The 25,670-nt window shown below is 71.2% G+C and carries 25 protein-coding genes and 1 pseudogene; 7 read left to right on the top strand and 19 right to left on the bottom strand.

The window, feature by feature from the left end:
- Positions 1 to 116: 116 nt before the first annotated feature.
- From ACFYPC_RS02135 to sigE, 5 genes are all read right to left on the bottom strand, one after another.
- Positions 117 to 773, bottom strand: a complete 657-nt coding sequence (locus ACFYPC_RS02135) for a hypothetical protein (RefSeq protein WP_388669250.1) — start codon at positions 771 to 773, stop codon at positions 117 to 119.
- Positions 774 to 978: 205 nt separating this feature from the next.
- Positions 979 to 1,422, bottom strand: coding sequence for a sec-independent translocase (locus tag ACFYPC_RS02130; protein ID WP_388669247.1), 444 nt, complete (start codon positions 1,420 to 1,422; stop codon positions 979 to 981).
- 192 nt (positions 1,423 to 1,614) lie between these two features.
- Positions 1,615 to 3,129 carry a trypsin-like peptidase domain-containing protein gene (locus tag ACFYPC_RS02125; RefSeq protein WP_388669244.1) on the bottom strand — a complete coding sequence of 505 codons (1,515 nt, stop codon included), beginning with the start codon at positions 3,127 to 3,129 and terminating at the stop codon, positions 1,615 to 1,617.
- A 138-nt stretch (positions 3,130 to 3,267) separates the two neighbouring features.
- On the bottom strand, positions 3,268 to 4,248 hold the full coding sequence (locus ACFYPC_RS02120; protein WP_388669241.1) for a zf-HC2 domain-containing protein: 981 nt from the start codon (positions 4,246 to 4,248) through the stop codon (positions 3,268 to 3,270).
- On the bottom strand, positions 4,245 to 4,946 hold the full coding sequence (gene sigE, locus ACFYPC_RS02115) for an RNA polymerase sigma factor SigE (RefSeq protein ID WP_388670012.1): 702 nt from the start codon (positions 4,944 to 4,946) through the stop codon (positions 4,245 to 4,247). Before sigE ends, ACFYPC_RS02120 begins: the two co-directional genes overlap by 4 nt.
- A gap of 214 nt (positions 4,947 to 5,160) precedes the next feature.
- On the opposite strand from sigE, the gene ACFYPC_RS02110 reads away from it, so the two are divergent.
- The gene (locus ACFYPC_RS02110) at positions 5,161 to 5,862 is read left to right on the top strand and encodes an O-methyltransferase (protein WP_388670009.1); all 702 of its coding nucleotides are present in this window, start codon (positions 5,161 to 5,163) and stop codon (positions 5,860 to 5,862) included.
- A gap of 145 nt (positions 5,863 to 6,007) precedes the next feature.
- Here the strand turns inward: ACFYPC_RS02110 and ACFYPC_RS02105 are convergent, their stop codons facing one another.
- The gene (locus ACFYPC_RS02105; RefSeq protein WP_003966491.1) at positions 6,008 to 6,175 is read right to left on the bottom strand and encodes a DUF3117 domain-containing protein; all 168 of its coding nucleotides are present in this window, start codon (positions 6,173 to 6,175) and stop codon (positions 6,008 to 6,010) included.
- A 372-nt stretch (positions 6,176 to 6,547) separates the two neighbouring features.
- On the opposite strand from ACFYPC_RS02105, the gene ACFYPC_RS02100 reads away from it, so the two are divergent.
- Positions 6,548 to 7,354: an enoyl-CoA hydratase/isomerase family protein gene (locus ACFYPC_RS02100; RefSeq protein ID WP_388669238.1), complete on the top strand. Its 807-nt coding sequence runs from the start codon at positions 6,548 to 6,550 to the stop codon at positions 7,352 to 7,354.
- Between the two features lie 94 nt (positions 7,355 to 7,448).
- Here the strand turns inward: ACFYPC_RS02100 and ACFYPC_RS02095 are convergent, their stop codons facing one another.
- Positions 7,449 to 8,030 (bottom strand): DNA-3-methyladenine glycosylase I, encoded by a 582-nt coding sequence (locus tag ACFYPC_RS02095; RefSeq protein ID WP_388669235.1) that lies wholly within the window; start codon positions 8,028 to 8,030, stop codon positions 7,449 to 7,451.
- Complete coding sequence (locus ACFYPC_RS02090) at positions 8,027 to 8,383, bottom strand: DivIVA domain-containing protein (RefSeq protein WP_388669233.1); 357 nt, start codon at positions 8,381 to 8,383, stop codon at positions 8,027 to 8,029. Before ACFYPC_RS02090 ends, ACFYPC_RS02095 begins: the two co-directional genes overlap by 4 nt.
- Before the next feature lie 197 nt (positions 8,384 to 8,580).
- Between ACFYPC_RS02090 and folP the strand changes: the two genes are divergently transcribed.
- Positions 8,581 to 9,441 (top strand): dihydropteroate synthase, encoded by an 861-nt coding sequence (folP, locus tag ACFYPC_RS02085; protein ID WP_388669230.1) that lies wholly within the window; start codon positions 8,581 to 8,583, stop codon positions 9,439 to 9,441.
- A gap of 127 nt (positions 9,442 to 9,568) precedes the next feature.
- Here folP and ACFYPC_RS02080 read toward each other — a convergent pair whose 3' ends face one another.
- Both ACFYPC_RS02080 and dapE read right to left on the bottom strand, forming a co-directional pair.
- Positions 9,569 to 10,327: a TIGR00730 family Rossman fold protein gene (locus tag ACFYPC_RS02080; RefSeq protein WP_388669227.1), complete on the bottom strand. Its 759-nt coding sequence runs from the start codon at positions 10,325 to 10,327 to the stop codon at positions 9,569 to 9,571.
- A 141-nt stretch (positions 10,328 to 10,468) separates the two neighbouring features.
- Positions 10,469 to 11,548, bottom strand: a complete 1,080-nt coding sequence (gene dapE / locus ACFYPC_RS02075; RefSeq protein ID WP_388669224.1) for a succinyl-diaminopimelate desuccinylase — start codon at positions 11,546 to 11,548, stop codon at positions 10,469 to 10,471.
- Positions 11,549 to 11,643: 95 nt separating this feature from the next.
- Between dapE and ACFYPC_RS02070 the strand changes: the two genes are divergently transcribed.
- Both ACFYPC_RS02070 and ACFYPC_RS02065 read left to right on the top strand, forming a co-directional pair.
- Complete coding sequence (locus ACFYPC_RS02070) at positions 11,644 to 12,633, top strand: heavy metal transporter (RefSeq protein ID WP_388669221.1); 990 nt, start codon at positions 11,644 to 11,646, stop codon at positions 12,631 to 12,633.
- A 352-nt stretch (positions 12,634 to 12,985) separates the two neighbouring features.
- The gene (locus ACFYPC_RS02065; protein ID WP_388669218.1) at positions 12,986 to 13,486 is read left to right on the top strand and encodes an ATP-binding protein; all 501 of its coding nucleotides are present in this window, start codon (positions 12,986 to 12,988) and stop codon (positions 13,484 to 13,486) included.
- A gap of 259 nt (positions 13,487 to 13,745) precedes the next feature.
- On the opposite strand, the gene ACFYPC_RS02060 is transcribed toward ACFYPC_RS02065, so the two are convergent.
- Both ACFYPC_RS02060 and fdxA read right to left on the bottom strand, forming a co-directional pair.
- Positions 13,746 to 14,843: a bifunctional succinyldiaminopimelate transaminase/glutamate-prephenate aminotransferase gene (locus ACFYPC_RS02060; protein WP_388669215.1), complete on the bottom strand. Its 1,098-nt coding sequence runs from the start codon at positions 14,841 to 14,843 to the stop codon at positions 13,746 to 13,748.
- Positions 14,844 to 15,018: 175 nt separating this feature from the next.
- Positions 15,019 to 15,339: a ferredoxin gene (gene fdxA / locus ACFYPC_RS02055; protein WP_019058397.1), complete on the bottom strand. Its 321-nt coding sequence runs from the start codon at positions 15,337 to 15,339 to the stop codon at positions 15,019 to 15,021.
- Positions 15,340 to 15,479: 140 nt separating this feature from the next.
- Here fdxA and ACFYPC_RS02050 point away from each other — a divergent pair.
- Positions 15,480 to 16,463 (top strand): annotated as a pseudogene (locus ACFYPC_RS02050) (GNAT family N-acetyltransferase); the annotation flags it as partial.
- Between the two features lie 326 nt (positions 16,464 to 16,789).
- The gene (locus ACFYPC_RS02045; RefSeq protein WP_388669212.1) at positions 16,790 to 17,641 is read left to right on the top strand and encodes a tetratricopeptide repeat protein; all 852 of its coding nucleotides are present in this window, start codon (positions 16,790 to 16,792) and stop codon (positions 17,639 to 17,641) included.
- 89 nt (positions 17,642 to 17,730) lie between these two features.
- On the opposite strand, the gene ACFYPC_RS02040 is transcribed toward ACFYPC_RS02045, so the two are convergent.
- The 7 genes from ACFYPC_RS02040 to mshB all read right to left on the bottom strand — a co-directional run bounded on the left by ACFYPC_RS02040 (position 17,731) and on the right by mshB (position 25,504).
- Positions 17,731 to 18,345: a response regulator transcription factor gene (locus tag ACFYPC_RS02040; RefSeq protein ID WP_388669209.1), complete on the bottom strand. Its 615-nt coding sequence runs from the start codon at positions 18,343 to 18,345 to the stop codon at positions 17,731 to 17,733.
- Positions 18,342 to 19,535, bottom strand: a complete 1,194-nt coding sequence (locus ACFYPC_RS02035; RefSeq protein ID WP_388669206.1) for a sensor histidine kinase — start codon at positions 19,533 to 19,535, stop codon at positions 18,342 to 18,344. The genes ACFYPC_RS02040 and ACFYPC_RS02035 overlap by 4 nt, the downstream gene beginning before the upstream one ends.
- Positions 19,532 to 20,290 carry an ABC transporter permease gene (locus tag ACFYPC_RS02030; RefSeq protein ID WP_388669203.1) on the bottom strand — a complete coding sequence of 253 codons (759 nt, stop codon included), beginning with the start codon at positions 20,288 to 20,290 and terminating at the stop codon, positions 19,532 to 19,534. Before ACFYPC_RS02030 ends, ACFYPC_RS02035 begins: the two co-directional genes overlap by 4 nt.
- The gene (locus ACFYPC_RS02025; RefSeq protein ID WP_388669200.1) at positions 20,284 to 21,309 is read right to left on the bottom strand and encodes an ABC transporter ATP-binding protein; all 1,026 of its coding nucleotides are present in this window, start codon (positions 21,307 to 21,309) and stop codon (positions 20,284 to 20,286) included. The genes ACFYPC_RS02030 and ACFYPC_RS02025 overlap by 7 nt, the downstream gene beginning before the upstream one ends.
- A gap of 277 nt (positions 21,310 to 21,586) precedes the next feature.
- Entirely contained in the window at positions 21,587 to 23,983 is a 2,397-nt protein-coding gene (locus ACFYPC_RS02020; RefSeq protein WP_388669197.1) for a hypothetical protein, read from the bottom strand.
- A 160-nt stretch (positions 23,984 to 24,143) separates the two neighbouring features.
- A complete protein-coding gene (locus ACFYPC_RS02015; RefSeq protein WP_388669194.1) occupies positions 24,144 to 24,563 on the bottom strand; it encodes a DUF6113 family protein in 420 nt (139 codons plus the stop codon).
- Positions 24,563 to 25,504 (bottom strand): N-acetyl-1-D-myo-inositol-2-amino-2-deoxy-alpha-D-glucopyranoside deacetylase, encoded by a 942-nt coding sequence (gene mshB, locus ACFYPC_RS02010; protein WP_388669191.1) that lies wholly within the window; start codon positions 25,502 to 25,504, stop codon positions 24,563 to 24,565. Before mshB ends, ACFYPC_RS02015 begins: the two co-directional genes overlap by 1 nt.
- Between the last annotated feature and the right edge of the window lie 166 nt (positions 25,505 to 25,670).

Genomic DNA, 25,670 nt, shown 5'->3' with positions numbered 1-25,670 from the left:
TAGGGGCGCGGGGAACTGCGCGAGCAACCACGACGCACCCGCAGGCAAAAATGCTCCAGGCAAAGAGGGGGGCGCCGTCTTGACTGACGGCGCCCCCCTCCCCGTATGCCCGCCGCTTAGGCGTACGCGCCGATGTCCTTGATCATCGAGAAGCCCAGCCCGTAGGCGCTCATGCCCCGTCCGTACGCGCCCACGTGGACGCCCTCCTGGGTGGAACCCGCGAGGACCCAGCCGAACTCGGACTCGCGGTAGTGGAAGGGCGTGGGTACGCCGTCCACGGGGAGGGACAGGGAGGACCACTCGGAGCCGCTCAGGTCGTCGGCCAGGACCCACGCCGTCTCCGTCTGCTGGTCCAGCCAGTCGTCCCGCAGAGTGTGGTCCATCTGGCCGGGCCAGGTGAAGGACAGCAGCCCCACTCCCGCGAGCCAGGCCGCGGAGGAGACCGAAGTGGCCTCCAGCAGACCCGTACCGTCCGCGCTGCGGCGTACGGGGCTGGCCGCGACCGTCACCACGACCGCGAAGCGCTCCTTGTCCTCGGTCGTCTCGCCACGCACGGTGGGCTCTTCGCCGTGTCCGATCGAACCGTGCTCGACGGCACCGTCCGCCGAGGTACCGACCTGCATCAGCCAGCGCGGTCCCGTGAAGGCCTCGTCGAGGCCGTACCACGGGAAGGGCGCCAGCAGGTAACCGTCGACCGTACGCCGGGCGGAGGGGACCTGTTGTCCGCCCTCCGCGGCCGGCGCCTGCGCGCCTACCCGACTTGTCGTCTCCATCTGCCGGACGCCTCCTAGCTCTCGTCGGACCGGTGGGCCCACCCCCCTCGGGGGTCCTTTCGGTCCGCACAACAACTGGGCAGCATAGCCACACCACTCCGAGCAGCCGGGAAAGCGCCCGGCGCGTGGGGACGTTTTGGGGCCGTGTGAGACTCAGGTCACGTACGGCGAAGGCCGTCCACGGCTCGGGATGTGTCCGTACGGCTCAGGTGGCGTCCGAGTCGAAAGGCGGGCGCTCGTCCTTGGCGAGGTCGAGCTTCTCGCGCTTCTTCGTCATGTCGACGGAGCCACCTGAAGGGCCGGCCGAGCCGGCGGACGCTTCGGGCTCACGGCCGTGCACCGCGTCCGTGACCTCGGCCATCTCCTTCTTCAGGTCGAAGCCGTTGCGGATTTCCTTGAGCCCCAGCTCGTCGTTGTCGAGCTGCTTGCGGATGAACGTCTTGGGGTTGAGGTCCTCGAACTCGAAGTCCTTGAACTCCGGGCCGAGTTCCTGGCGGATGTCCGCCTTCGCGCTCTCCGAGAACTCGCGGATCTTTCGAATGGTGCGGGTGACGTCCTGGATCATCTTCGGGAGCTTGTCCGGACCGAAGACGAGCACGGCGAGGACAACGAGCGCCACCAGCTCGAGCGGTCCTATGTCATTGAACACCTGAAGCTCCTTGCGATGTCCTCGGTCCTCGGGCCCTCGGCGGTTCTTCCGTGGTCCGGGCCGTGTCCACGGTACCCGGCCATCCCGTCCGTCCGGAACTGTCCCGGGGCTTGTGGGTTCATGTACACGCCGGGTTTTCCGCGATGTTTGCCGTTCAGGGCGGACCTCCGCCGTCTTTCGGCGAGGTTCCCGTCAGTCACTGTCGGCCGAACCCAGGACCAGGGTGAGCTGTTCCTCCGTACCGCCACGCAGGAGGGTCAGCCGCAGGGTGTCGCCGGGACGGTGCGCCCGGACCCGCACGATGAGCTCCTCGCCGGAGTGCACGCGCCGACCGTCGACCTCGGTGATGATGTCGCCCGACTTGATGCCCGCCCGGGCACCCGGGCCGCCCGCCGTGACCGCCGGACCGCCATCGCCGCCCTGCGTCCCGACCTTGGCGCCGTCGCCCGCGTACTCCATGTCGAGCGTGACACCGATCACGGGGTGGGTCGCCCTGCCGGTGTTGATGATCTCCTCGGCGACGCGCTTGCCCTGGTTGATGGGGATGGCGAAACCGAGCCCGATCGAGCCAGCCTGACCGCTCTCCAGGCCGGAGCCGTTGTCCGCGGAGCGGATGGCGCTGTTGATGCCGATGACCCGGGCCCGGGAGTCGAGGAGGGGGCCGCCGGAGTTGCCGGGGTTGATCGGAGCGTCGGTCTGCAGTGCGTCCACGTACGAGACGTCGCTGCCGTCACCGCTCTCCCCGCCCGCCGTGATGGGCCGCTCCGTGGCGCTGATGATGCCGGAGGTGACGGTGTTGGCGAGGTCGAAGGGCGCGCCGATGGCGACGACCGGGTCGCCGACCTGGACGTTGTCGGAGTTGCCCAGCGGCATGGGGTCCAGGCCGCCGACGCCGGACACCCGGACGACGGCGAGGTCGTATCCGCTGTCGCGCCCCACGACCTTGGCCTTGGCGGTGTCGCCGCTGCTGAAGGTCACGGATATGTCGCCGCCGTCGGCGGCCGGTTCGACCACGTGGTTGTTGGTGAGGATGTTTCCCTGGCCGTCGAGCACGAACCCGGTGCCGGTGCCCTCCTGTTCGTCCCCGCTCACATGCAGGGTGACGACGCTGGGCAGCGCCTGCGCGGCGATCCCGGCCACGCTGTCCGGGGCGCGTCCGGGCGCCTCCTTCCCGGCCTGCGGCAGCTCTACGTCACTCACCCCGCCGTTCCGCTCCAGGTACACGCCGACGACGCCTCCGACGCCTCCGGAGACGAGCGCGATCAGCACGGCCCCGGCGACCAGGGCCTTCTTCGTACGCGTGCGCTGCTGGGCTTTCGTGGCGACGGCCGCGCCGTTCTGCTGGAGGGGGCCGCGGGCGGCCCAAGGGTCGTAGTTCTGCCAGGGGGCCGAGGCCGGGGGTTCATACGTGCCGTGAGCCGGTGTCGGCGGAGGGGGAGGCGGAGTCGCTGGGAGCGCCGGGAACGCCGCTGGGACGTGGATGCCGTGCGCGGGCGTGGCCGCGGGGTGCTGGACGGGCGGCGCGGACGCCCAGGGGCCTGGTTCGCCGTAGGGCGGGGTGCTGTGGGGGGCGGGGTCGTGGAGGGGCTCCGGACGGTCGACGGGTATCCGTACTCCCTCGGACGGGCCCGCCTCGTCAGTTCCCGGGGCGACCGGCGGCCGGGGCCGGCTCCACCACTTCGCCTTCGTGGGCTTCCCCTCGTTCATGCTCTCCCCACACCTGGCCCCCGGGCACAACTCGCCGACGGTTGCCGCAGATTGTCGACTCCGCGCCCGGGATCCCTCCTGCGAACGCGGCCCACTCCGGATTCAACCAGGTTCACGGGCCGCCGCGCAGAGGGCGGGTCAGCGGATGCGGCCGGAGGAGGGGGCGGAAGGGGCCGCGGAGGAGGAGGAGGGGGACGGGAGAGGCCCGGGGGCCGCGAGCAGGCCCGGAGTCGTGATGTCCGGCGCCGTGGACCATGAGGTCAGCGCGACTGGGTCGACCTCGGTGAACGGACGTATGAGCGGGGACATCACTGCGGCACCCGCGACCACGGGAGCCGTCAACGCGTGCATGACCTCCGGGGCACGGCCGGCCGGAGCGGGGACTCCGGGCAGCAGCGGCGCCGACACCTCGGCGGGCGCCCCCGTGTTCTGGCCGAGCGTCCGCTCGTCCTGCGCGAGCAGCGGACCCACGGACCGGCGCCGCTGTGACTCAGGAGCCGTCGAAGCTCCTGCGCCCTGCGTACGCGTGGGCGTGACGTTGCTTCCCGTACCGGACTCGCCCCGCGCGGCCGTGGTGTCAGCGGTGGTCCCGGTCGACACCCCGCCGAGCGCGACCGCGGCCAGCGACACGGCGCCCGCCGCGGCGAAGGCGAAGCGCCGCCCGCGCGAGGCCGACCGCTCAGCCTCGTGACGGCTGACGTCATGGATACGGAAGCCGCGTCCCTGAGAGGGAGGCAGCACGTCGGCGTGACGTTCGGAAGGGACGTAGCCGAAGGGCTCACCCCTCACTCCGAAGATGCCGGTGTCGCCGGAGCCGCCGGGGATTCTTCCGCCGAAGGCTCCCCCACCCAGCGGCGAGCCGGTGCTTCCGCTGGAGTCACCTCCGCCGGGGAGCCCCTGGAGACGGGCCAGGAAGCTCTCGGAGGGCGGTGGCGGGGCCATCTCCGCGAACACGTTCTTCAGTCGGCGCTGGGCTGCCGCCTCGGCCTTGCACTTCGCACAGGTGGCGAGGTGGGCCAGGACGCGCTCGCGCGACTCATGACCGAGCTCTCCGTCCACGAGGGCGGACAGCCGGTCTCCCAGGTGCTGCTCAGCAGGTGTAGGACGTGATCCACTCACGCGGACGCGCCCCCTCCCCCCAGCACGGGCACACCGGTCACCGCGAAGCCGCGGCGCTCGGCACGTGCCTCGGGAGACCTGTGCGAGAGGGCCTTGCGCAGCTGCGAGCGGCCACGGTGGATCCGGCTGCGGACCGTGCCGAGCTTGACGCCCAGGGTCGCGGCGATCTCCTCGTACGACAGTCCCTCGATGTCACAGAGGACTACCGCGGCGCGGAACTCGGGCGCGAGGGTGTCCAGCGCCTGCTGGACGTCCGCGTCGAAGTGCGCGTCGTTGAAGACCTGCTGCGGGGACGGCTCACGGCTGGGCAGACGCTCGGCCGCGTCGTCGCCGAGGGCGTCGAAGCGGATGCGCTGCTTGCGGCGCACCATGTCGAGGAAGAGATTCGTGGTGATGCGGTGCAGCCAGCCCTCGAAGGTGCCGGGCGTGTAGGTCGACAGGGAGCGGAAGACACGGACGAAGACCTCTTGTGTCAGGTCCTCGGCGTCGTGCTGGTTGCCCGTCAGGCGGTAGGCGAGCCGGTACACCCGGCCGCTGTGCGTGCTGACGATCTCCTCCCAGGTGGGCGGAGTCCACGCCTGCGACTCCGCGTCGGTGGAGAACGTCGCGGTCTGCCCGGAGTCGGCACTGTGGAAACGGTCAGCGGTGTTGGTCACGGATTTCGGCTCACCCGCCGACCTGAGAAAGCGCCGCAGCACTCCTCCCCGATCCACAGGCGCAGCCGCACCTCCCCTGTCGGCTCTGGTGGTGTCCAGCGGAGCCCCTACCATAGCCACCTCGCCCGTTAGCTCCGGATAAGCGGTTTTACGAGATTGTGATACGCGCTCATATCGCCGCGTCAGCACTTGCTCGGTGTCCTGATCCATGCGCTTCCCCCAGTGCGTTTCCCCACCCCTCTAAACGCCTGGTCCCATCTGCGGGTTCCCGGCGCCAACGGATACAGTCACGGCCAGGCATCTACGGGGACAGGAGAGCGTCATTACCGGCAACCGGCAGCCAAGCTGGGCGGCGTTCGCCGACGCCTTTGCCGCCGAGGACGAAGCGGTGCTCTGGGCCCGGGACCGGGCCCAGGACGCAGGGCTGCGCTCGGTGTCGCCCGGTACCGGCGCCGCGCTGCGGTTGCTCGCCGCCACGGTGGGCGCCAAAGCGGTGGCGGAGATCGGGACCGGGACGGGGGTGTCCGGAATCCATCTGCTCAACGGCATGCGGCCGGACGGGGTACTGACCACGGTGGATCCCGAGCCGGAGCGCCAGCAGTTCGCCCGCCAGGCCTTTCGAGCCGCCGGCTTCGCGAGCAACCGCGCCCGCTTCATCCCGGGCCGCGCACTCGACGTTCTGCCCCGGCTCGCGGACGCCGGATACGACCTCGTGTTCTGCGACGGCGACCGTCTGGAGTGCCTGGACTACTTCGCTGAATCGTTGCGCCTGTTGCGTCCGGGCGGGCTCGTCGTCTTCGAAGGCGTCTTCGCGGACGGCCGCACGGTGGACTCGGGACCGCAGCCCGCGGAGGTCGGGCGGCTGCGGGAACTGCTGCGCGCCGTGCGCGAGAGCCAGGATCTGATCCCCTCGCTGCTGCCGGTGGGCGACGGCCTGCTGTGCGCGGTCAAGCGCTGACCATGGCTCTTGGCCAGCACCCGTTGACCAGGGGTTTCATCAATGTCGCACCCCTCGGAGCACGCCTCGACGCACCCCTCGAAACAGCTGCCCCGGCACCGCTTACGATGCCGGGGCAGCTGAAAGGGTATGGTCGCGTCCCGCGTCAGCCGACGACCTTCTTGAGGGCGTCGCCAAGAGCGTCGGCCTCGTCAGGGGTCAGCTCGACGACGAGCCGACCGCCGCCTTCGAGCGGAACGCGCATGACGATGCCCCGCCCCTCCTTGGTCACCTCGAGCGGGCCATCGCCCGTCCGCGGCTTCATGGCCGCCATGCTCGTTCCCCTTCCTGAAACCAGCTCATCGTCGCCGACGGCCCCTTAGAAGGGCACGCCCGTCCCCTCATAGGACACGCGTCACCGGCATCGAACACATTGCTTCCAGGCCATTATCCCGCATCTCAGGACCCGATGACCAACATCAGTCGGCATCGCTTGCGCAACGCGCTTGAGCAAAACCACTCAATTCGGCGATGTGACTGCGATACTGCGCCGTCGCATGAGCTTCCGGCGCCACGAATTCTTTGACGCAGGTCACATGTCCGAACGGCTCCGCTGTCGGTGATCTCCGTCATGCTGTCCTCGGAAGCAGGCGTACCGGCGAGTAGGCAGGTACGACGGAGCCGCGACACCGGAGGGGAACCCACCATGGCCGACACCGTGCTCTACGAGGTGAGCGACGGACTCGCGACGATCACGCTGAACCGCCCCGAGGCGATGAACGCGTTGAACACCGAGCTCAAGGTCGCCTTCCGGGACGCGGCACAGGCCGCCGCGTCCGATGCCTCCGTACGGGCCGTGCTGCTCACAGCCGCCGGTGACCGGGCGTTCTGCGTGGGCCAGGACCTCAAGGAGCACGTGGGCGGGCTGCTCGCGCCACGAGAGTCGGGCGCGGGCAAGGGCGTCATGAGCACCGTGAATGACCACTACAACCCGATCGTGCGCGCGCTGACCGGCGCGGCGAAGCCGGTGGTGGCCGCCGTGAACGGCGTCGCGGCCGGGGCGGGATTCGGTTTCGCGCTCGCCGCGGACTACCGCGTCGTGGCCGATACCGCCTCCTTCAACACGTCCTTCGCCGGGGTCGCACTGACCGCCGACTCCGGCATCTCCTGGACGCTGCCGCGGGTCATCGGCCCGAGCCGCGCCGCCGATCTGCTGCTCTTCCCGCGCAGCATCACGGCCCAGGAAGCCTTCGACCTGGGGATCGCAAACCGGCTCGTGCCCTCGGGCGAGTTGCGCACCGAGGCGGAGAAGGTCGCCCGCGCGCTGGCCGAGGGGCCGACCCTCGCGTACGCCGCGCTGAAGGAGTCCCTCGCCTACGCCCTGTCCCACTCGCTGGAGGAGTCCTTGGAGAAGGAGGACGAGCTCCAGACCCGGGCGGGCGAGTCGGAGGACCACATGATCGCTGTGCAGGCGTTCGTGAACAAGGAGAAGCCGAAGTACCTGGGGCGGTGACGGTTCGGCGTCGACGGTTCGACGGGGAACTGCGGGCCGGGTGTGGCTGGTCGCGCCCACGAAGCGGAGCCGCATGATGTGGCGGCCCGCTCCCCTACGGGGCGCTCCTGAACGCGCAATCCGCCAAGTGGTCGTCGACCAGGCCGCATGCCTGCATCAGGGCGTACGCCGTCGTCGGGCCGACGAAGCGGATGCCGCGCTTCTTGAGGGCCTTGGAGAGGGCGGTCGACTCGTCGGTGACGGCCGGCACCTCGGCGAGCCTCTTCGGGACCGGGCGGGTGGCCAGGGCTGGGGCGAAGGACCAGATCAGCTCGTCCAGCTCACCCGGTGCCCAGTCGGCCAGCACGCGGGCGTTGGCGACCGTCGCCTCGATCTTGGCGCGGTTGCGGATGATGCCCGGGTCAAGGAGCAGGCGCTCCTTGTCCGCGTCGGTGAAAGTCGCCACCTTGGCGATCTCGAAGCCGGCGAAGGCGGCGCGGAACCCCTCACGGCGCCGAAGGATCGTGATCCAGGAGAGGCCTGACTGGAAGGCCTCCAGGCACAGCCGCTCGTACAGCACGTCGTCGCCGTGGACCGGGCGGCCCCACTCCTCGTCGTGGTACGCCACGTAGTCCTCGGTCGACAGCGCCCAGGGGCAGCGCAGCGCGCCGTCCTGGCCCGCGAGTGCCTCGGTCACTGATGGTCCTCCTCGGCGGGCTTCCGCAGCGAGGTGGAGGTGGCCGAAGCCGACATGGCACCTTCGAGTGCCGCCTCCAGGTCGGCGATCCGGGCGTCCCGCTCGCCGATCTCGGCGCCGAGGCGACCGAGGGCGTCATCGACGTCCGCCATGCGGTAGCCACGTACGGCGACGGGGAAGCGCAGGATCTCGACATCCTCCCGATTCAGGGGGCGGTCCGGCGGAAACGGGTCCACCAGCCGCTCAGGCCCTGCCTCGGGGAGGGGCGCGCTCTCGCCGCCGCCCACCACGGCCACCGTCACCGCGGCGACCACGACGGCGAGCGCGACGACCAGGAACAAGAACATGAACATCGCTGAGGTCCCCACGCTCTGGTGCCGACGCGGGCGCGCCGGCGTGGATAGCGCTGCAGCGGACTGTGCTGAAGCGGACTCTGCTGAAGCGGTTGGTGCTGATGCTGACAGTGTCGGGTCCGATCGTGCCATGCGAGTCTGACAGTTAAGGTCGCAGGCGGCTTATCAGCGGGACTTACTGGGAGAGGTCACAGGGGATGCTCAGGCTGGGCAGGCACGAATTCGACCCGCACGAGCCGGTGATCATGGCCATCGTCAACCGGACCCCCGACTCCTTCTACGACCAAGGGTCCACGTTCCGCGACGAGCCCGCGCTCGCCAGAGTGGAACAGGCCGTGTCCGAGGGCGCTGCGATCATCGACATCGGCGGGGTCAAGGCGGGGCCGGGAGAAGAGGTGACCGCCGAAGAGGAGGCGCGTCGCACGGTCGGGTTCGTCGCCGAGGTGCGGCAGCGTTTCCCCGACGTGATCATCAGCGTCGACACCTGGCGGCACGAGGTCGCCGAGGCGGTCTGCGAGGTCGGGGCGGATCTGCTCAACGACGCGTGGGGCGGGGTTGACCCGGGGCTGGCCGAGGTGGCCGCGCGGTACCGGGTGGGGTTGGTGTGCACCCACGCCGGGGGTGCCGAGCCGCGTACGCGTCCGCATCGGATCGCGTACGACGACGTCATGGCCGACATTCTCCGGGTGACCCTCGGGCTGGCCGAGCGGGCGGTGTCGCTGGGCGTGCCCCGGGAGTCCGTGATGATCGACCCCGGGCACGACTTCGGGAAGAACACTCGGCACAGTCTGGAGGCGACGCGGCGGCTCGGCGAGATGGTGTCCACCGGGTGGCCCGTCCTCGTCTCCCTCTCCAACAAGGACTTCGTGGGCGAGACGCTGGACAAGCCGGTGAAGGAGCGGGTGGTGGGGACGCTGGCGACGACCGCCGTCTCGGCGTGGCTGGGGGCGCAGGTGTACCGCGTCCACGAGGTCGCGGAGACCCGCCAGGTGCTGGACATGGTGGCGTCGATTGCGGGGCATCGGGCACCGGCCGTGGCTCGGCGGGGGCTGGCGTAGAGGCGGTTTTCGCCCCCTCCTCCGCCCCTACTCGCCCCGTATCTGGGGGCTGCCGCCCCCAGACCCCCGCAATCGCGCTGAACGCGCTCGTCCGCTCGTCCTCAAACGCCGGACGGGCTGGATTCGGCTACCGCCCCGCCTCCTTCGACACCAGCGACACCGCCTCGTCCACGTCGTCCGTCAGATGGAACAGCAGCAGGTCCTTCTCCGAGGCCTTGCCCTGGGCGATGAGGGTGTTCTTGAGCCAGTCGACCAGGCCGCCCCAGTACTCCGTGCCGAAGAGGACGATGGGGAAGCGGGTGACCTTCTGGGTCTGCACCAAAGTCAGCGCCTCGAAGAGCTCGTCCAGGGTGCCGAGTCCACCGGGGAGGACCACGAAGCCCTGCGCGTACTTGACGAACATCATCTTGCGGACGAAGAAGTACCGGAAGTTGAGGCCGATGTCGACGTACTGGTTGAGGCCCTGCTCGAAGGGCAGCTCGATGCCGAGACCGACGGAGATGCCCTTGGCCTCGCAGGCGCCCTTGTTGGCGGCTTCCATGGCGCCGGGCCCACCGCCCGTGATCACGGCGAAGCCAGCCTCGACGAGACCGCGACCGAGCGCCACTCCCGCCTCGTACTCGGACGAGTCCGCCTTCGTACGGGCGGATCCGAACACGCTGATCGCGGGCGGGAGTTCGGCCAGTGTGCCGAAGCCCTCGATGAACTCCGACTGGATGCGGAGCACCCGCCAGGGGTCGGTGTGCACCCAGTCCGACGGCCCGCCCGCGTCCAGGAGGCGCTGGTCCGTGGTGCTCGCCTGCACCTGACCCCGCCTGCGCAGCACCGGTCCCAGCCGCTGCTCCTCCGGTGGCCGCTTCTTGCCCTCGGGGTTGCCAGTAGCCATGTGCGCTCCCTCCGCTTGCGGTAGTTCCACCCCAGCGTAGATCTACGCCGGTTACGGAGGGGGGACGCGAGCATGTCCGCCGGACACCAGCACAGCTCAGCCGCGTCTCCAGGCCCCGTGCAGGCCCCTCTCAGGCCCTTCTCAAGCCGTCAGCCAGGCCCGCAGCCGCTCCTCGGCCTCCGGGATGGCGGAGGCCTTGACGCGCTCGTCCACCTTGTGGGCCAGCAGCTGGGCGCCGGGGCCGTAGTTCACCGCGGGCACCCCGAGCGCGCTGAAGCGTGCGACATCGGTCCAGCCGAACTTGGGGCGGGCCTCACCGCCGACGGCCGCCATGAAGGCCGCTGCTGCCGGGTGGGTGAGGCCGGGGCGAGCTCCGCCGGTGTGGTCGTCGACGATGAACTCGTCGACGCCGCAGTCCGCGAAGTAGTCGCGGACGAAGGCCTCCGCCTCGGCCTCGCTGCGGTCGGGCGCGTAGCGGAAGTTGACGACCAGGGTGCAGGCGTCGGGGATGACGTTGGTGGCGACACCGCCCTCGACGCGGACGACGTTGAGCCCCTCGTGGAAGCGCAGCCCGTCCACGACCGGCGTACGCGGCTCGTACGCGGCCAGCCTGGCCAGGGCAGGCGCCGCCGCGTGGATCGCGTTCGAGCCCATCCACGCGCGCGCGGAGTGCGCCCGCTCCCCCTTGAACTTCAGAAACACCCGGAGAGTGCCCTGGCAGCCGCCCTCCACCTGCCCGTCCGTCGGCTCCAGGAGGATCGCGAAGTCGCCCTCCAGCCAGTCGGGATGGGCTTCGGCCACATGCTTCAGACCGTTCAGGTGTGCGGCGACCTCTTCGTTGTCGTAGAAGACGAAGGTGAGGTCGCGGTTGGGGGCGGGCACCGTGGCCGCGATGCGCAGTTGGACCGCCACCCCGGACTTCATGTCGCAGGTGCCACAGCCCCACAGCACGCCGTCCTCGTCGAGCCGGGAGGGGACGTTGTCCGCGATGGGGACCGTGTCGATGTGGCCGGCGAGGACGACGCGCTCGGCTCGGCCCAGATTCGTCCGTGCGACGACGTTGTTGCCGTACCGGTCGACCGTCAGATGCGGCAGGGCGCGCAGCGCGGTCTCGACGGCGTCCGCGAGGGGCTTCTCGCTGCCGCTCTCCGAGGGGAGGTCGACGAGCTGCGCCGTCAGCCCGGCGGCGTCCAGCGTGAGGTCAAGGGGGGTATCGGCCATGCCGCCGACCCTAACGCTCCGGGCTGCACCCGCTCCAACCCAGTTATCCACAGCCCCACACGTCTCCGACAGTGACCTCCAGTACCTTGTACGACGTGTCAGAGCCGTCCCCCACCCCCGTCCGGCGCGGCCGCCTCCTCCGTTTCGGAGGGGCCGTCGTGGTCCTGCTCGCGCTTGCCGCCTATCTCACCGTGCAGTACCTCACCGGGGGGCCGGGCGTTCCCCGCTGCACGGTCGTCTCGGGCAAGAGCGATGGCAAGTCGTACGAGTTCACGCCGGAGCAGGCGGTGAACGCGGCGACGATCTCGGCGGTCGGCACCAACCGCGACATGCCCGAGCGGGCCGTGACCATCGCCCTCGCGACCGCCCTCCAGGAGTCGGGACTGCGCAACATCGAGCACGGCGACCGGGACTCGCTCGGCCTCTTCCAGCAGCGGCCCTCGCAGGGCTGGGGGACGACGGCGGAGATCATGGACCCGACGTACGCGGCGGACATCTTCTACGAGCACCTGGCCAAGGTCGACGACTATGCGCAGCTCCCGCTCACCGTTGCCGCGCAGCGCGTGCAGCGCAGCGCCTATCCGGACGCGTACGCGAAGCACGAGCCGGACGCCACGCTGCTGGCAGCAGCTCTGACCGGCCACTCGGCAGCCACCCTGACCTGCCAGGGCCCCGCCGGGTCCACCACGGCAGGCGGCCCGGACGCGGTGCGGTCCGCGCTCGTACGCGACTTCGGGCGCGATGTGCTCCAGGAGGCCGGAGCGGATGTGAGCGCCGGAGAGACCTCGGCCCCGCCGACCGCCTCAGCCTCCCCCTCGGGGACCACCGCGAGCGGGACCGTGACCCTTCCGGTGTCCACGGAGGCCTCGGGGAGCACCACCGCGGCCACCGTCCGGCAGCGTGGCTGGGAGCTGGCGCACTGGGCCGTGGCCAACTCCTCGGTACTGCACATCGACCGCGTCTCGTACGCGGGGCGGGAGTGGACGGCCGGCAGCACCGACAGCAGTTGGCGCACCTCCGACGCGACCGGGGGCTCGGCCGCGGAGACCTCCACCGCCGAGGTCCGAATCGTCACCGGGCAGTAGTACGGGTCCTCACCCTTTGGGGGGACCCCGAGCGAGTGCCGACGGCGATGGGCGCGGGTTTTCGCGCGGTCGCCGTCGTTTCCGCCGAATCCCTTGGAAACAAAGGGCGGTAAGGATTCGGCAGACTTTCCGACCGGGTGTTTTTTGCCCGCTTTTATCCGCAGATGATTATGCGACGCATTACCAACTCTTTACGTCGGGCCACCGCAACCTTCGCGGGCTTCGAGCGGTAATCACTGCGTCCGAGTCCGGAACGATCACCTTCGGTCGGTCGACGGTCGGCCGACAACCAGTCGGTCAACTGCCGGGCCTGGATGGACATTTCACCGTTCTCTTCCGTCTAAGGAGCATCATGTCCCTCCCCCTGACCCGTCGGATCGCCCGTGCCGCGCTGCTCGTCGCAGCGGGAGCGGCTGCCGGGGTCGGTGCGGCCGGCTCCGCCAGCGCGGCCCCCGAACTGCCGACCACCCCCAACCTCGGCGGACTGACCGCCCTGGACGGGGCGAGCGTCGGCAACACGGTCGACGGTGCGGCTCAGAACGTGACCGGGCTCGCGGGCAAGTCCGGCGGCGACGCGGTCAAGAAGACAGTGCCGGCCGCGGGCAAGGCCGGCGGCAAGGTCGCCAAGACGGCGACGCCGGCCGCCCAGCAGGTGGCCGGGGACACCGCGGGGCAGGCCGGCGGCCTGGTCGGTGACACCGCCAAGACAGCGGGGGGTGGGCTGCCGACGGACGCCGTTACCAAGGGCCTGCCGACCGACGCGGTCACCAAGGGTGGACTGCCGACCGACGGCGTCACCAAGGGTGGACTGCCCACGGAGCAGCTGCCGCTGAAGGGGCTGCCGCTCGGCTGACGCCGGGTCCGAACGGCGACGGGGGTCCAGGGAAGCTGTTTCCCTGGACCCCCGTTTCGCTTGCCCCCGTTGGGGCCGGGCCTTGCCGACACGGCACCCGGCGCTGTGGGCTGTGCCCACCCGCTCCGCCCTGCGGGACGACTGCCCACAGCGGTAGCGGCTCAAGCTCTCTGCCACCGGCAGCGACCCGGCAGCGTACGTCGGTGGTGGCGGGTCGGCTGCCCGTCGGCGTGCCTGTGGGAGCGCGCCTGCCGCATGGCTACCGTGACAAGCGGTCCGCCGCTGCCGCCACCCGTTCGTCCGTCGCCGTGAGGGCCACTCGTACGAAGTTGGCGCCCGCTGGGCCGTAGAAGTCGCCCGGGGCGACGAGGATGCCGAGGTCGGCGAGGTGGGCGACGGTGGTCCAGCAGGACTCGTCGCGGGTGGCCCAGAGGTAGAGGCTGGCCTCGCTGTGTTCGATGCGGAAGCCGTGCCGCAGCAGGGCGTCGCGCAGGGCCCTGCGGCGGGCTGCGTAGCGCTCGCGCTGTTCGCGGACGTGCGTGTCGTCGGACAGGGCGGCGATCACAGCCGCCTGGGTCGGCGTGGAGGTCATCAGGCCGCCGTGCTTGCGGATCTGGAGGAGGTCACCCAGGACGGCGGGGTCGCCCGCGAGGAACGCGGCGCGGTAGCCGGCCAGGTTGGACCGCTTCGAGAGCGAGTGGACCGAGACGATCCCCTCGTACGAGCCGCCGCACACCTCCGGGTGGAGGACCGAGACCGGGTCTGCCTCCCAGCCCAGTTCGATGTAGCACTCGTCGGAGAGGACGAGGATGTCGTGCTCGCGGGCCCAAGCGACGATCCGGGTCAGCTCGGCCTTCGACAGGACGCGGCCCGTCGGGTTCGACGGGGAGTTCAGCCAGAGGAGCTTCAGGCCCGTCGGGTCCAGGTCGGTGGGGTCGTCGTACGCCACGTGGTCCGCCTGGGCCAGGCGTGCGCCGACCTCGTACGTCGGGTACGCGAGGCGCGGGTACGCCACCTTGTCCCCAGGGCCCAGGCCGAGCTGGGTCGGGAGCCAGGCGACCAGTTCCTTGGAGCCGACGACCGGGAGTACGTGCTGGTGGGTGACGTCCCGTGCGCCGAGCCGGCGTTCCACCCAGCCCGTGAGCGCGTCGCGCAGCTCGGGGGTGCCCCAGACCGTGGGATACCCCGGCGAGTCCGCGGCCGCGACCAGAGCTTTCTGGATCAACTCGGGCACCGGGTCGACCGGCGTGCCGACGGACAGGTCGACGATGCCGCCCGGGTGAGCGGCGGCCGTCGCCTTGTAGGGCTCCAGCTTGTCCCAGGGGAAGGCGGGAAGCCGGTCGGTGACTGCGGACACGGGATGGGCTCACTTTCTGATACGTACGGCGACCTGGGGCCCGTACGTATCGCTGGTACTCACTGCACTCACGTGCAGCCGCTGTGCTCACCGGTACGGCAAACGCCTCGGTCCCGTACGGCGATCAAGGCGATCGGGCCGTACGGGACCGAGGCGGCGCGTGGGTGCGGGCCGCTTACTGGTTCTGCGGCGGCAGCGCTGCGACGAAGGGGTGGTCGCGCTCGATCAGGCCGAGCTTGCTGGCGCCGCCGGGCGAGCCGAGCTCGTCGAAGAACTCGACGTTCGCCTTGTAATAGTCCTTCCACTCCTCGGGAGTGTCGTCCTCGTAGAAGATCGCCTCGACCGGGCACACCGGCTCACAGGCTCCGCAGTCGACGCATTCGTCCGGGTGGATGTACAAGGACCGGGAGCCCTCGTAGATGCAGTCGACCGGGCACTCCTCGATGCACGCCTTGTCCTTGACGTCGACACAAGGCTGCGCGATGACGTAGGTCACGCTGTCGTTCCTCCTCGATAGGGCGCTGGCGGGCCTCCGTAGGCTCCGCCGCCTGGCGCGCGGAAGCGCGGCGTCGTCGATGCCCGCACCTAGTATCTCCGTTCTGGGTCCTGATCCGAACAGGAGGGGTGAACTGACCTGTGGAAATATCTGCGTCCGGCCGCCTTGAGGTTCGCATCACCGCTGCTGACGTGGGCAAACGCGTCTCCGTCCGGCGGCGGTACGCGGATGCCGCCCACGGGGAGAAATTCACCGACACGGTGGGTGTTCTCACATCATGGGACGGCGGTGTGTTGACGATCACACGGCGCACCGGCGAACGCGTCCGCATTTCGGAATCCTCGCTGGTCGCGGCCAAGGTGGTGCCGACTGCTCCGGCGCGGCGGCGGGGTCCCGCGGCCTCGTACGAGGAGCTGGTCCGGGTCGCCGCGCGGGCCTGGCGGCCGGTGGAGAGCGAGCGGCTCGGTGACTGGGAGCTGCGGGCGGCCTCCGGGTTCACCCGGCGCGCCAACTCGGTGCTGCCGCTCGGCGACCCCGGCCTGCCGCTGGACGAGGCGCTGACGTACGTACGGGGCTGGTACGCCGCCCGTGGCCTGCCCGCGTACGTCCAGACCGCCACCGGGGCCGAGGGCACGCAGGAGCTGCTGTGCGCCGAGCTGGAGGCGCGCGGGTGGGCACGTGAGGTGACGGCCGAGCTGTGGGTCGGAGCGCTCGCACCGGTCGGGGACCGGGAGGCTCCCGGGGTCGCGCTCTCCCGCGAGGCCGACGCGGCCTGGCTGGACCGCTACCAGCGCAAGGGGCTGAGCGAGGTGGCCCTGAAGGTGCTGATGAGCGGGCCCTCGGTGTGGTTCGCGACGGTGCCGGGGGCGGCGGGTGCTGCTCCGGCCGCGATCGGGCGGTGCGTGGTGGACGGGCGGTGGGCCGGTTTCGCCGCCGTCGAGGTCGACCCGGCGTACCGGCGCCAGGGTCTCGCGACGGCCGTGATGGCCGCGCTGGGCCGCCGCGCCCTGGACGAGGGCGCCTCGGCGGCCTGGCTCCAGGTGGAGGCGGACAACGCGGGGGCGCGGGCGCTGTACGGGGGTATGGGGTTCGGGGCGCATCACACGTATCACCACTATCGGTGGACGCCCGATGCCCTCGCGGCCCTCTCGGTGTCCGCCATCCCCGTGGCCCCTCCGGGGTCCGCCATCCCCGTGGCCCCGCTGGTCCCCACCGATCCCGCGGCTCCCTCGGTCCCCGCCGATCCCGCGACTCCCCCGGTCCCCACCGGACCCGCGGCTCCCTCGGTCCCCGGCGATCCCGACGCCTCCGGTGTTCCTGTCGATCCCGCAGCCCTCACTGGCCCCGGCGTTCCCGCCGCGCTCGACGACTCAGCGAAGGCTCGCCTCGCCGAGGCCGGTATGCGGCGCAGGGACCGGTATCGATCGTCGTGAACGGGCACGAGGCTGCTATGCGTCCCCCTCATCCCCCGGAGCCGGAGCGGGCCGCCGAGGTGCGGCGGCGGTTCGGGGAGGAGGCACGGGCCGAGCGGCCCGATCTGGCGGTGCTGTGTCTGCTGGTGGGGGCAGCGGCGGACCGCGGCCTGGACGAAGCCGGGATGGACGCGGCGCAGGTCGAGCTGGACCGGCTGGCGGGGCTGTTGCCGTTCAAGCCCGGCGGGCCTCGGTCCTGGGCCGCCGCGCTCGGTGAACTCCTCGGCGGACGCTGCGAGTTCCGGGGCTCGCCCGGGGACTACCAGCGGCTCGGTTCCTCGCTGCTCCACGAGGTGCTGCGGCGGCGGCGCGGGCTGCCCATTCTGCTCTCCGTGGTGTGGATGGAGGTCGCCCGGCGGGCCGGGGCGCCCGTGTACGGGGTCGCCCTGCCCGGGCACTTCGTCGTCGGCTTCGGGCCCCCCGAGCAGAAGGTCCTCGCCGACCCCTTCAACGGCGGACGCGTACTCACCGGCTCCGACGCGGAGCTGCTCGTCGCGGGGGCGACCGGGGCGCCGCTCGAAGCGGCGATGCTCACTCCCGCCGACCCGCTCGATGTCGTCCTGCGGATCCTGAACAACATCCGGGCGTGGGCTGCCGCCCGGCCCGAGCGGTCCGATGTGGCCCTGTGGGCCGTCGAGTTGTCCTTGGCACTGCCGTCGCATCCCGCACGGCTGCGCCACGAGCGGGCTCAACTTCTTGTCCAGCGTGGCGACTTCCTCGGTGGGGCGAGGGAGCTCGACGCTTATGCGGAGGTCGTGGCTGCCGTTGATGAAGCGGCGGCAGACCGTGTGCGGCAGCAGGCGCATGCTGCGCGGGCCATGCTCAACTGAGCCGCCCGAGCGCCGTAGGAGCTTTCGCCGTCGTGCGACTGCGGGTTCGCTGTGGCTGGTCGCGCAGTTCCCCGCGCCCCTACGGGGCACTACAGCCAGCCCTTCTCCCTCGCGATCCGTACCGCTTCCGCCCTGTTCCTGGCCGCCAGCTTCTGGATGGCCGTGGAGAGGTAGTTGCGGACGGTGCCCTGGGAGAGGTGGAGAGCGAGGGCCAGTTCGGCGTTGGTGGAGCCGTCGGCCGCCGCGCGGAGGACCTCGCGTTCGCGGTCGGTCAGCGGGTTGGCGCCCTCGGCGAGGGCGGCGGCGGCCAGGGTGGGGTCGATGACGCGCTCGCCGGCGAGTACCTTCCGTACCGCTTCGGCGAGTTGGGCGGCCGGGGCGTCCTTGACCAGGAAGGCGGCGGCGCCGGCCTCCATGGCACTGCGCAGATAGCCGGGGCGGCCGAAGGTCGTGAGGATCACCAGCTTGAGGCCGGGAAGGGCACGGTGGACCTCGGCTGCCGCCTCGATGCCCGTCCTGCCCGGCATCTCGATGTCGAGCAGCGCCACGTCCACGTCGTGCTCTCGCGCCGCTGCCAACACCTCGTCCCCACGGGCCACTTGGGCGACGACCTCGATGTCCGGCTCGAGCCCCAGCAGGGCGGCGAGTGCCTCGCGGACCATCGACTGGTCCTCGGCGAGCAGGACCTTGATCGTTCGGCTCATGCCCCGGATCCTACGGGTCCGTCGAGCCGGCCGGCCGCGTCCCCCGGCTCGCCCGTGGGCACCCGCGCGACCAGCAGGAACCCGTTCCGTACCCGCCCGGCCTCCAAGGTCCCGCCCGCCTTCTCCAGGCGTTCGGCCAGTCCCATGAGACCGTTGCCGGGGACATGGCCGGAGCCGCCCGAGCCCCCCGGCCCGTCGTCCTCCACGGACATTTCGAGTACCGGCCCGTCCAGCGTCTGGCGGCGTACGAGCCCCACCACGCAGCGCCGGGCCCCGCTGTGCCGTACGACATTGGTGACCGCCTCGCGCAGCGCCCAGGCCACCGCGGACTCGCTCTCCTCGGGGACCCCGGTGAGGTCCGGCTCGACGGGCAGGTCCGCGAGGATGCCGGCCGCCGTCAACGCGACCTTCGTGCCCGCGAGTTCACCGGCCAGCCGGGCCCGACGGTAGCCGGTGACCGCCTCGCGTACGTCGACGAGGGCCTGGCGGCTGACGTTCTCGATGTCGGCGACCTCCTTGGCCGCCTTGTCGGGGTGGTCGGGGAGCATGCGGCCGGCCAGCTCGCTCTTGAGCGTGATCAGCGACAGGGAGTGCCCCAGCAGGTCGTGCAGGTCACGGGCGAGCCGCAGCCGTTCCTCGTTCGCGGCGAGCTGGGCGACGGTGGCGCGGGCCTCGCGCAGCGCGATGGTCGTGCGCACGAGTTCACGCACGCCGGTCATCGCGAACCCGCCGAGGACCGCCGGGATGAGGAGCGCGCCCAGATACGCCGTGCCGTCCGGGACGGCAAGGGCGATCGCCGTCAGCAGGGCGGCGGCGCCCGGGATGCTCCAGCGCGCCCACCGCAGCGGGAGCGCCGCCCCGGACGCGATCGCGACGTACACGAAGAGGACGAGCCACTCCCGGCCCAGGGTGAGCGACAGGACCGCCGACTGGGCGGCGAGGACCGCGAGGGAGCCGAGCACCAGGGCGTTGGTCTCGCCGCGGCCGGTGCGGAAGACCAGGATCATGTACCAGCAGACGAAGGCGACCAGGCCGAGCCAGCCGAGGATCCGGACGCCGGTGCTGTGCCCGCCGTGCAGCAGGTCGCTGACGGGCGCGCTCAGGTAGACGAGCCAGATGCCGGTCCACAGGGACTTGACCAGCTTCTGCTTGCGGTTCTGCGGGCGCTGCCCGATGCCGACGCCGCTCACGCCTTCAGCGTGTCCTTCCGGTACAGCCAGGCCGCGCCGCCCGCGAACAGGACGAAGGAGACGGCGAGGATGGCGAGGTCCTTCGCGTGCGGGGCGTTGCCCAGTTCGATGGACTGCCCCAGGGCAGCGTACGCGTGCGTGGGCAGCCAGTTCGCGATGCTCTGCAGCCAGTCGGGGAAGGTCGTGCTCGGCAGCCACAGACCGCCGAGCATCGAAAGGCCGAAGTAGACGATCATCGTGATCGGGCGGACCGCGTCCCCGGTGGCGAGGTAGCCGATGGCCACCCCGAGCGCGGCGAAGACCAGGCTGCCGACCCAGATCGCGAGGGTGAGGACGACCCACTGCCAGGCGTCGAGGCGTACGTTCTTCACGGTCGCCGCGACGACGAAGACGATCACGATCGAGGGCAGGCTGATGACGGCCGCGCTCGCTGTCTTCGCGAGCACATAGCCGTGGCCCGGCAGCGTGGTCAGCCGCAACTGCCGTACCCAGCCGCTCTCCCGCTCCTTCGCGATGCGCTCGCTGTTGCCCAGCAGTACGGCGGTCAGGGCGCCGAAGGAGGCCATGGAGACCATGTAGAAGGTCGGCAGGGTGAGGCCGGTGTCGCCCACCTGGGTCGTGCTGTCGGCGCTGCCCGCGATCAGCAGGAACAGGGCCGAGGGGTAGATCACCGAGAAGAACAGGAACTTGCGGTTGCGCAGGGCGCGGATGATCTCCAGCTTGACGAGGCCCCGGGAAACGAATGTGTTCAGCACTTCTGCTTCGCCTCCTCGGCGGTCGTGATGGCGACGAAGGCCTGCTCGAGACCGAGCCCGGCGACTTCGAGGTTGCGGGGGTAGAGGCCGAGGCCGTACAGCGCGTGGACGGTCGCGTCGGCATCGGTCGACTGGATGCGGACCGTGTGGCCGGAGATGTCGATGGTGGTGAGGAAGGGCAGCGCTCGCAGCGATGCCTCGTCGGCCTCGCTGACCTGGCTGACCTGGCCGACCTGGCCGACCTGGCCGACCTGGCCGACCTGGCCGACCTGGCCAGCCTCGCCGACCTCGCCGACCTCGCCGGTCGAGGTCTGCAGGTCGAAGGCGATCCGCCGTGCGCCCGCCTTGGCCTTGATCTCGGCGGCGGTGCCGTCGGCCAGCAGGCGTCCCCGGTGCAGGACGAGCACCCGGTCGGCGATCGCGTCGGCCTCCTCCAGGTAGTGCGTCGCGAAGAGGACCGTACGGCCCTGGTCCGCCTGCTCGCGCATGGTGGCCCAGAAGGCCTGGCGGGCGGAGACGTCCATGCCGGTGGTGGGCTCGTCGAGCACGATCAGGTCGCTGTCACCGGCGGTGGCGAGGGCGAAGCGCACGCGCTGTTCCTGGCCGCCGGAGAGCTTGTTGACCTTGCGGTCGGCGAGTTGCGAGACGCCCGCGCGGGCCATGACGTCGGTGGCCCGGAACGGCTTCGGGTGCAGGTCGCAGGCGAGCCTCACCAGTTCCCCGACGGTGACCTCGTCCATCAGGCCGCCGCTCTGCAGCATGGCGCCGACCCGGCCGCCGACGATGGCCTCGCGCGGGGCCGCCCCGAACACCCGGACCACACCGCTGTCGGGTCGCTTGAGGCCGAGCAGCAGGTCGAGAGTGGTCGACTTGCCCGCGCCGTTGGGGCCGAGGAGGGCGACGGTCTCGCCCGGGTGCAGGTCGAGCGTCAGTCCGTCCACGGCCCGGACTCCGCCGTAGCTCTTGGTCACCGATTCGAACCCGACCACCGAGGTGGTGGCCGTCGCAGTCGTTGTCATGTGATCCATCGTGGCGGCGCGGGGGGCGCCAACGGCAGTGCCTCCTGTCGCGCATCCGGGATGACAGATGTCATGCGGCGCTGCGCCGGCGTCGGGCGCGTGGCCCTACCGTTCGTTCGGCGTTCCAGGGCTCCACGCAGGCGTTCGCGGTCAGCACGCGCCGGCCGGGGCGGGGTTCAACTCCCCTGCGGGGGTCTGGTCTTGGGGGACAGCAGAGAGGGTGCCCCGCCATGGGAGTTAATGGCCGGGCACCCTCTCGGAGGCGAAGGCGGTTCCGCTAGCTGGGGTCGGTGCTGATGACCGCGACCCGGTCGGTGGTGCTCAGCAGTGCCTGGCGCAGGGCGCCGTAGACGTCCTGCGGTGTCACGGCCGTCTTCTCGCCGTTGGCCCGGGTGATGAGCACACCGTCGAACGTCTGACCGTACAGCTCCTCCAGGGCGGTCAGGTTCGGCTTGTCCACCAGCTTGCCGTCGACAGCCGTCACCGCGAGGAACTTCCACAGCGAGTTCTGCGGACTCATCTGGATCGTGTGCGCCGCGTCCGTCTGCACGGTCACGTTGGCCGACATCGCCGGCTCCGCGAACTCCTTCATCATCCGGTCGACCTCGGCGTCGGTGACCGTCGGCTGCTGGGTGGACGTGGCGACCTGCACCGGCGGGACCGTGCCGGTCTCCACCTGCGTGCGGTACGCGTCCTCGACGGCCTGCGTGGAGGACGCGACGTCGATGCCCTTGCCCGCCTTGCCGTACACGGCGACGGCCTTGCCGGACTCGAACTTGATCGTGCCGTCGCTCGCCGAACCGGAGCCGCCCGCGGTGCTCTGCAGCGCGGCCCTGAGCTTCTCCTCGTCGACGGGCATCGCGGGCTCGACGACACGCTCCTGGCCGAACAGGGAGCCGATCACCGAGACGGGGTTGTAGTCACTGCCCGCGGCCGCGCGGACTGTCGCCTGGGTGTCGAGCTGAAGCCCGGCCTGGTCCGGCTTGAGTGAGACCGTGTCGCCGTCGACCGAGAGCGGCAGCGCCTTGTTCGTACGGTCGCCGAAGGCGTCGTCGAGCTTCTTGACGGCGTCGTCGCGGGTGCCGCCGCCGATGTCGACGCCGAGCACGGTGGTGCCCTTGGGCACGTCCGAGTGGTTCATGAGGAGCCCTGCGCCGTAGGCGCCGCCGCCGATCACGAACACGCCGGCCCCGAGGAGGACCAGCTTGCTGCGGCCCTTCTTCTTGGTCCGCTTCGCCGCGGGCGCGGGCTCCTGGACCGGCTCGGGCAGCCTCGGCGGGGTGTGCGGCAACGGTCCGTCGGGGTGCGCGCCGGGCCCGAACGGGGAGTTCTGAGTGGCGGGTACGACGGGGATGCCGCTGGTCAGGGTGTCCCCGGAGACGTTCTCCGCGGCGCCGCCGCCGTAGCCGCCGAGTCCCGGCCCGGGGGCCGGCTTCTGCGGCGTGAGGATCGCGGTGTCGTCGCTGAGACCGCTCGCGAAGTCGTATTCCGCGCCGCCGGGATAGCCAGATTCCGCGCCGCCGGGGTAGCCAGAGGCTCCAGGGCCCGCTTGACCGCCAGGGCCCGCCTGGGGGCCCGCGTGGGCTCCGGGACCACCGGGATATCCCGGGCCCGCGCCGGGGCCGCCCTGCCTTGCTCCAGGGCCACCCGGCCTCGTCCCCTGACCGGCAGGCCCACCCGGCCGCATCGTCTGACCGCCAGGCCCGCCCGGCCCTGCGGCCAGACTGCCGGGCGCCACGCCAGGACCCATCGGCGGAGCCAGCGGACCGTCCCCGGTGACCGGACCTGAGGTCGGCCCCGAGGGGCCGGGGCCGTTGCCGTTGCCGGGACCGCGCCGGCCGTCGTCCGGGTAGTCCGAAAAGTACGGGAGGTCGTCGCGCCGCTGTTCACCGGCGCCGGATCCGATCGCAGGGAAGGAGCCGGTGTTGCCGAGCGCTCCCGAGACGTCGAAAGAACCGGTGCCGCCGCCGTGGCCGGGCGCCACAGGTCCGCCGCCGGTGGCACCGGGCAGCCCGGCACCGTTCGTACCGCCGGGGCGAGGCGCGTTGGCCCCACCGGGCCGGGCGCCACCGGAGGCACCCGGGGGACCGGCGCCGTTCGCACCGCCGGGAGCACTGTGACGGCCGCCGCCGGCACCCGGACCACCCGAACCCTGCGGCCCGGCAGGAGCAACCGCGCCCCCGGGGGCCGAACCGCCGGGCAGACCCGTCCCGTTGGTCGATCCACCCCCCGGGCCGCCCTTGGGCGCACCGGACTTGCGCGGCGCGAACCAGTCGCTCGTCTTCTCTTCGGCGGCGGCAGCCGGGGCGGCCGGTGCTGCGCCCCCCGGAGCGTCCATGTACGCAGGCACTCCGCCTGCGGAACTCAGTGCACGCGGCGGCTCCACGCCACCGCCCGGGCTGTCGGCACCCTCGGTGGACGCGTCCGCGTCGGCGACCGGTGTGCGCACCACGACGGGCGGGATGGGCCGCGATCCAGGGATGTTGATCCGGATCCGCGTCGTCAGCGTGGTCTCTGTCTTGCGCTCCTCCGGCGGGGTGCCGGCGGCCGAACGGCCCGCGTCAGCACCGCTGTCGGTGGTCTGTGGGGTCCCGTACGGCGGCGTCCCCGACGGGTACGCGGCTCCACCGCGCCCGTTGGGCCCGGAGGACGAACTGTCAGTTTCACGACTCAAGGCAAGTTCTCCCGGTTGGCTCCGCCGCCCGTTTCCTCGACCTCATCTCGGGCAGCTCGGCGGCGCGCACCACCATACTGGCCATGTCCGGCCCGCAAACCTCGCCCGCGAAGGAAACCCCCACGGGACCCGCACCTGCCGGATACCGCGAAGTGGTACGTCACTTGCCAAGTCGGGCGGCGGAACCCTCAGCTTGCCGCCCCTGTCCAAGCGTGGCGCACATCACAGCCACAGCCATACCGCCGAGCAGGAAGAGGTAGGAACCGAATCCCGCGCCGAAGAGGAAGTCGCCCTCCGGCCGGCTGGCGGTGAGCAGGACGACGGCGACCATCCAGCCGGCCGCGGGTGCGACGGCCCCTACTCTGGTGCCGACGGCCCGCGCCCCGCCCAGGAAGAGCCCGGCCGCGCCGGCCAGCGCGAGCAGCAATCCGCCCGGGAACCAGGCGGGTTGCACCAGCGCCCCGGCTGCCCCGACGACGGCGCCGAGCACGAAAAGTCCCGCGTAGGCGGCGATGCGTCCGCCCGAGGGCAATGCCAGCGGCTGGGCGATCCCGCTCCCCCGCTGTCCCGTCGTACTCATCACAGGCCCGCCTCTCGCTCTTTCCGGTCGATCTCCGCGATCCCCGCGATCCCCGCGATCCCCGCGATCCCCGCGAACAGATCGGTTTCACGCGACCTCGGTCGCTCGCCCCGCACCAACTCGTAGTACTCCGTGGTGAACAGCGGCTGGGCGAGCTCATTGGACAGGACGAACCAGGGTTCGGCCACCTCGACCTGGGTGGCGTGCGCGCGCATCGCGGCGGCCTTGGCGGCGGCGTGGGCCGTTCCGTCGATCTCGGTGGTGATCACCGAGTCGTCAACCACACCCGGTACGTCGTCGATGCCGGCCGACTTCGCGTACGGCAGTTCCGGCAGCGCTTCCCGAAGCCTCGCGAACTCCGCCTCGGCCACGGAACGCGGGACCCGGTTCCAGTAGATCTTGGCGATCTCCCAGGGCTCACCGAGTTCGGGGCGGAAGGACGGCTGCGCGGCCAGCTCGGCGGCGCGTACGGCCACGCGGTGGGCCTGGATGTGGTCCGGGTGCCCATAACCCCCGTGGGGGTCGTAGGTGACGAGCACCTGGGGGCGTACCTCTCTGATCACCTCGACGAGGTGCCCGGCGGCTTCGTCGACATCGGCGGACCAGAAGGCGCCGGGGCGCCGGTTCTGCTCGACGCCCATCATCCCGGAGTCGCGATAGCGCCCGGGGCCGCCGAGGAAGCGGTGATCCGTGACGCCGAGTTCCTTCATGGCGGCGGCCAGCTCACCGGTCCGGTACGGGCCGAGCCCGCCGTCGCGGTCCGGCGCGAGGTGGGCGAGCCCCGGCGGGATGACCTCACCCTCTTCGCCGAGGGTGCAGGTCACCAGCGTCACATGGGCGCCCTCGGCCGCGTACCTGGCCATGGTCGCGCCATTGTTGATAGACTCGTCGTCGGGGTGCGCATGCACCAGAAGCAGACGCCGGTCGGGCAGTTCGGTCATGGAACCCACCCTACGAGGCGCCCGGCTCCCCCGGCCCTCTCCGATCTCGTTCCACCGCCGAGTGATCTCGTCGCGCTCACGCCGCAGGCGCGCGCTCGGGATAACAGGGGGATCTTCGAAGCTAACCGCTGGAGCCATAGCAGGATTGGCAGATCCGTACCACTCG

This window comes from Streptomyces sp. NPDC005808, from assembly GCF_042871385.1.
GTDB lineage: Bacteria > Actinomycetota > Actinomycetes > Streptomycetales > Streptomycetaceae > Streptomyces.
Note: the sequence above shows the minus strand (reverse complement) of the source record. Positions and strands in the feature narration are given on the sequence as shown.

What these genes read in the sequence shown, in the direction of transcription:
- ACFYPC_RS02100 (WP_388669238.1), top strand. Translation starts at nt 6,548, where the DNA reads ATGGCCGACACCGTGCTCTACGAGGTGAGCGACGGACTCGCGACGATC.
- mshB (WP_388669191.1), bottom strand. Translation starts at nt 25,504, where the DNA reads ATGACCGAACTGCCCGACCGGCGTCTGCTTCTGGTGCATGCGCACCCC.
- dapE (WP_388669224.1), bottom strand. Translation starts at nt 11,548, where the DNA reads ATGGCCGATACCCCCCTTGACCTCACGCTGGACGCCGCCGGGCTGACG.
- ACFYPC_RS02045 (WP_388669212.1), top strand. Translation starts at nt 16,790, where the DNA reads ATGCGTCCCCCTCATCCCCCGGAGCCGGAGCGGGCCGCCGAGGTGCGG.
- ACFYPC_RS02015 (WP_388669194.1), bottom strand. Translation starts at nt 24,563, where the DNA reads ATGAGTACGACGGGACAGCGGGGGAGCGGGATCGCCCAGCCGCTGGCA.
- folP (WP_388669230.1), top strand. Translation starts at nt 8,581, where the DNA reads ATGCTCAGGCTGGGCAGGCACGAATTCGACCCGCACGAGCCGGTGATC.
- ACFYPC_RS02090 (WP_388669233.1), bottom strand. Translation starts at nt 8,383, where the DNA reads ATGTTCATGTTCTTGTTCCTGGTCGTCGCGCTCGCCGTCGTGGTCGCC.
- ACFYPC_RS02080 (WP_388669227.1), bottom strand. Translation starts at nt 10,327, where the DNA reads ATGGCTACTGGCAACCCCGAGGGCAAGAAGCGGCCACCGGAGGAGCAG.
- ACFYPC_RS02125 (WP_388669244.1), bottom strand. Translation starts at nt 3,129, where the DNA reads ATGAACGAGGGGAAGCCCACGAAGGCGAAGTGGTGGAGCCGGCCCCGG.
- ACFYPC_RS02025 (WP_388669200.1), bottom strand. Translation starts at nt 21,309, where the DNA reads ATGACAACGACTGCGACGGCCACCACCTCGGTGGTCGGGTTCGAATCG.
- ACFYPC_RS02135 (WP_388669250.1), bottom strand. Translation starts at nt 773, where the DNA reads ATGGAGACGACAAGTCGGGTAGGCGCGCAGGCGCCGGCCGCGGAGGGC.
- ACFYPC_RS02065 (WP_388669218.1), top strand. Translation starts at nt 12,986, where the DNA reads ATGTCCCTCCCCCTGACCCGTCGGATCGCCCGTGCCGCGCTGCTCGTC.
- ACFYPC_RS02105 (WP_003966491.1), bottom strand. Translation starts at nt 6,175, where the DNA reads ATGGCGGCCATGAAGCCGCGGACGGGCGATGGCCCGCTCGAGGTGACC.
- ACFYPC_RS02040 (WP_388669209.1), bottom strand. Translation starts at nt 18,345, where the DNA reads ATGAGCCGAACGATCAAGGTCCTGCTCGCCGAGGACCAGTCGATGGTC.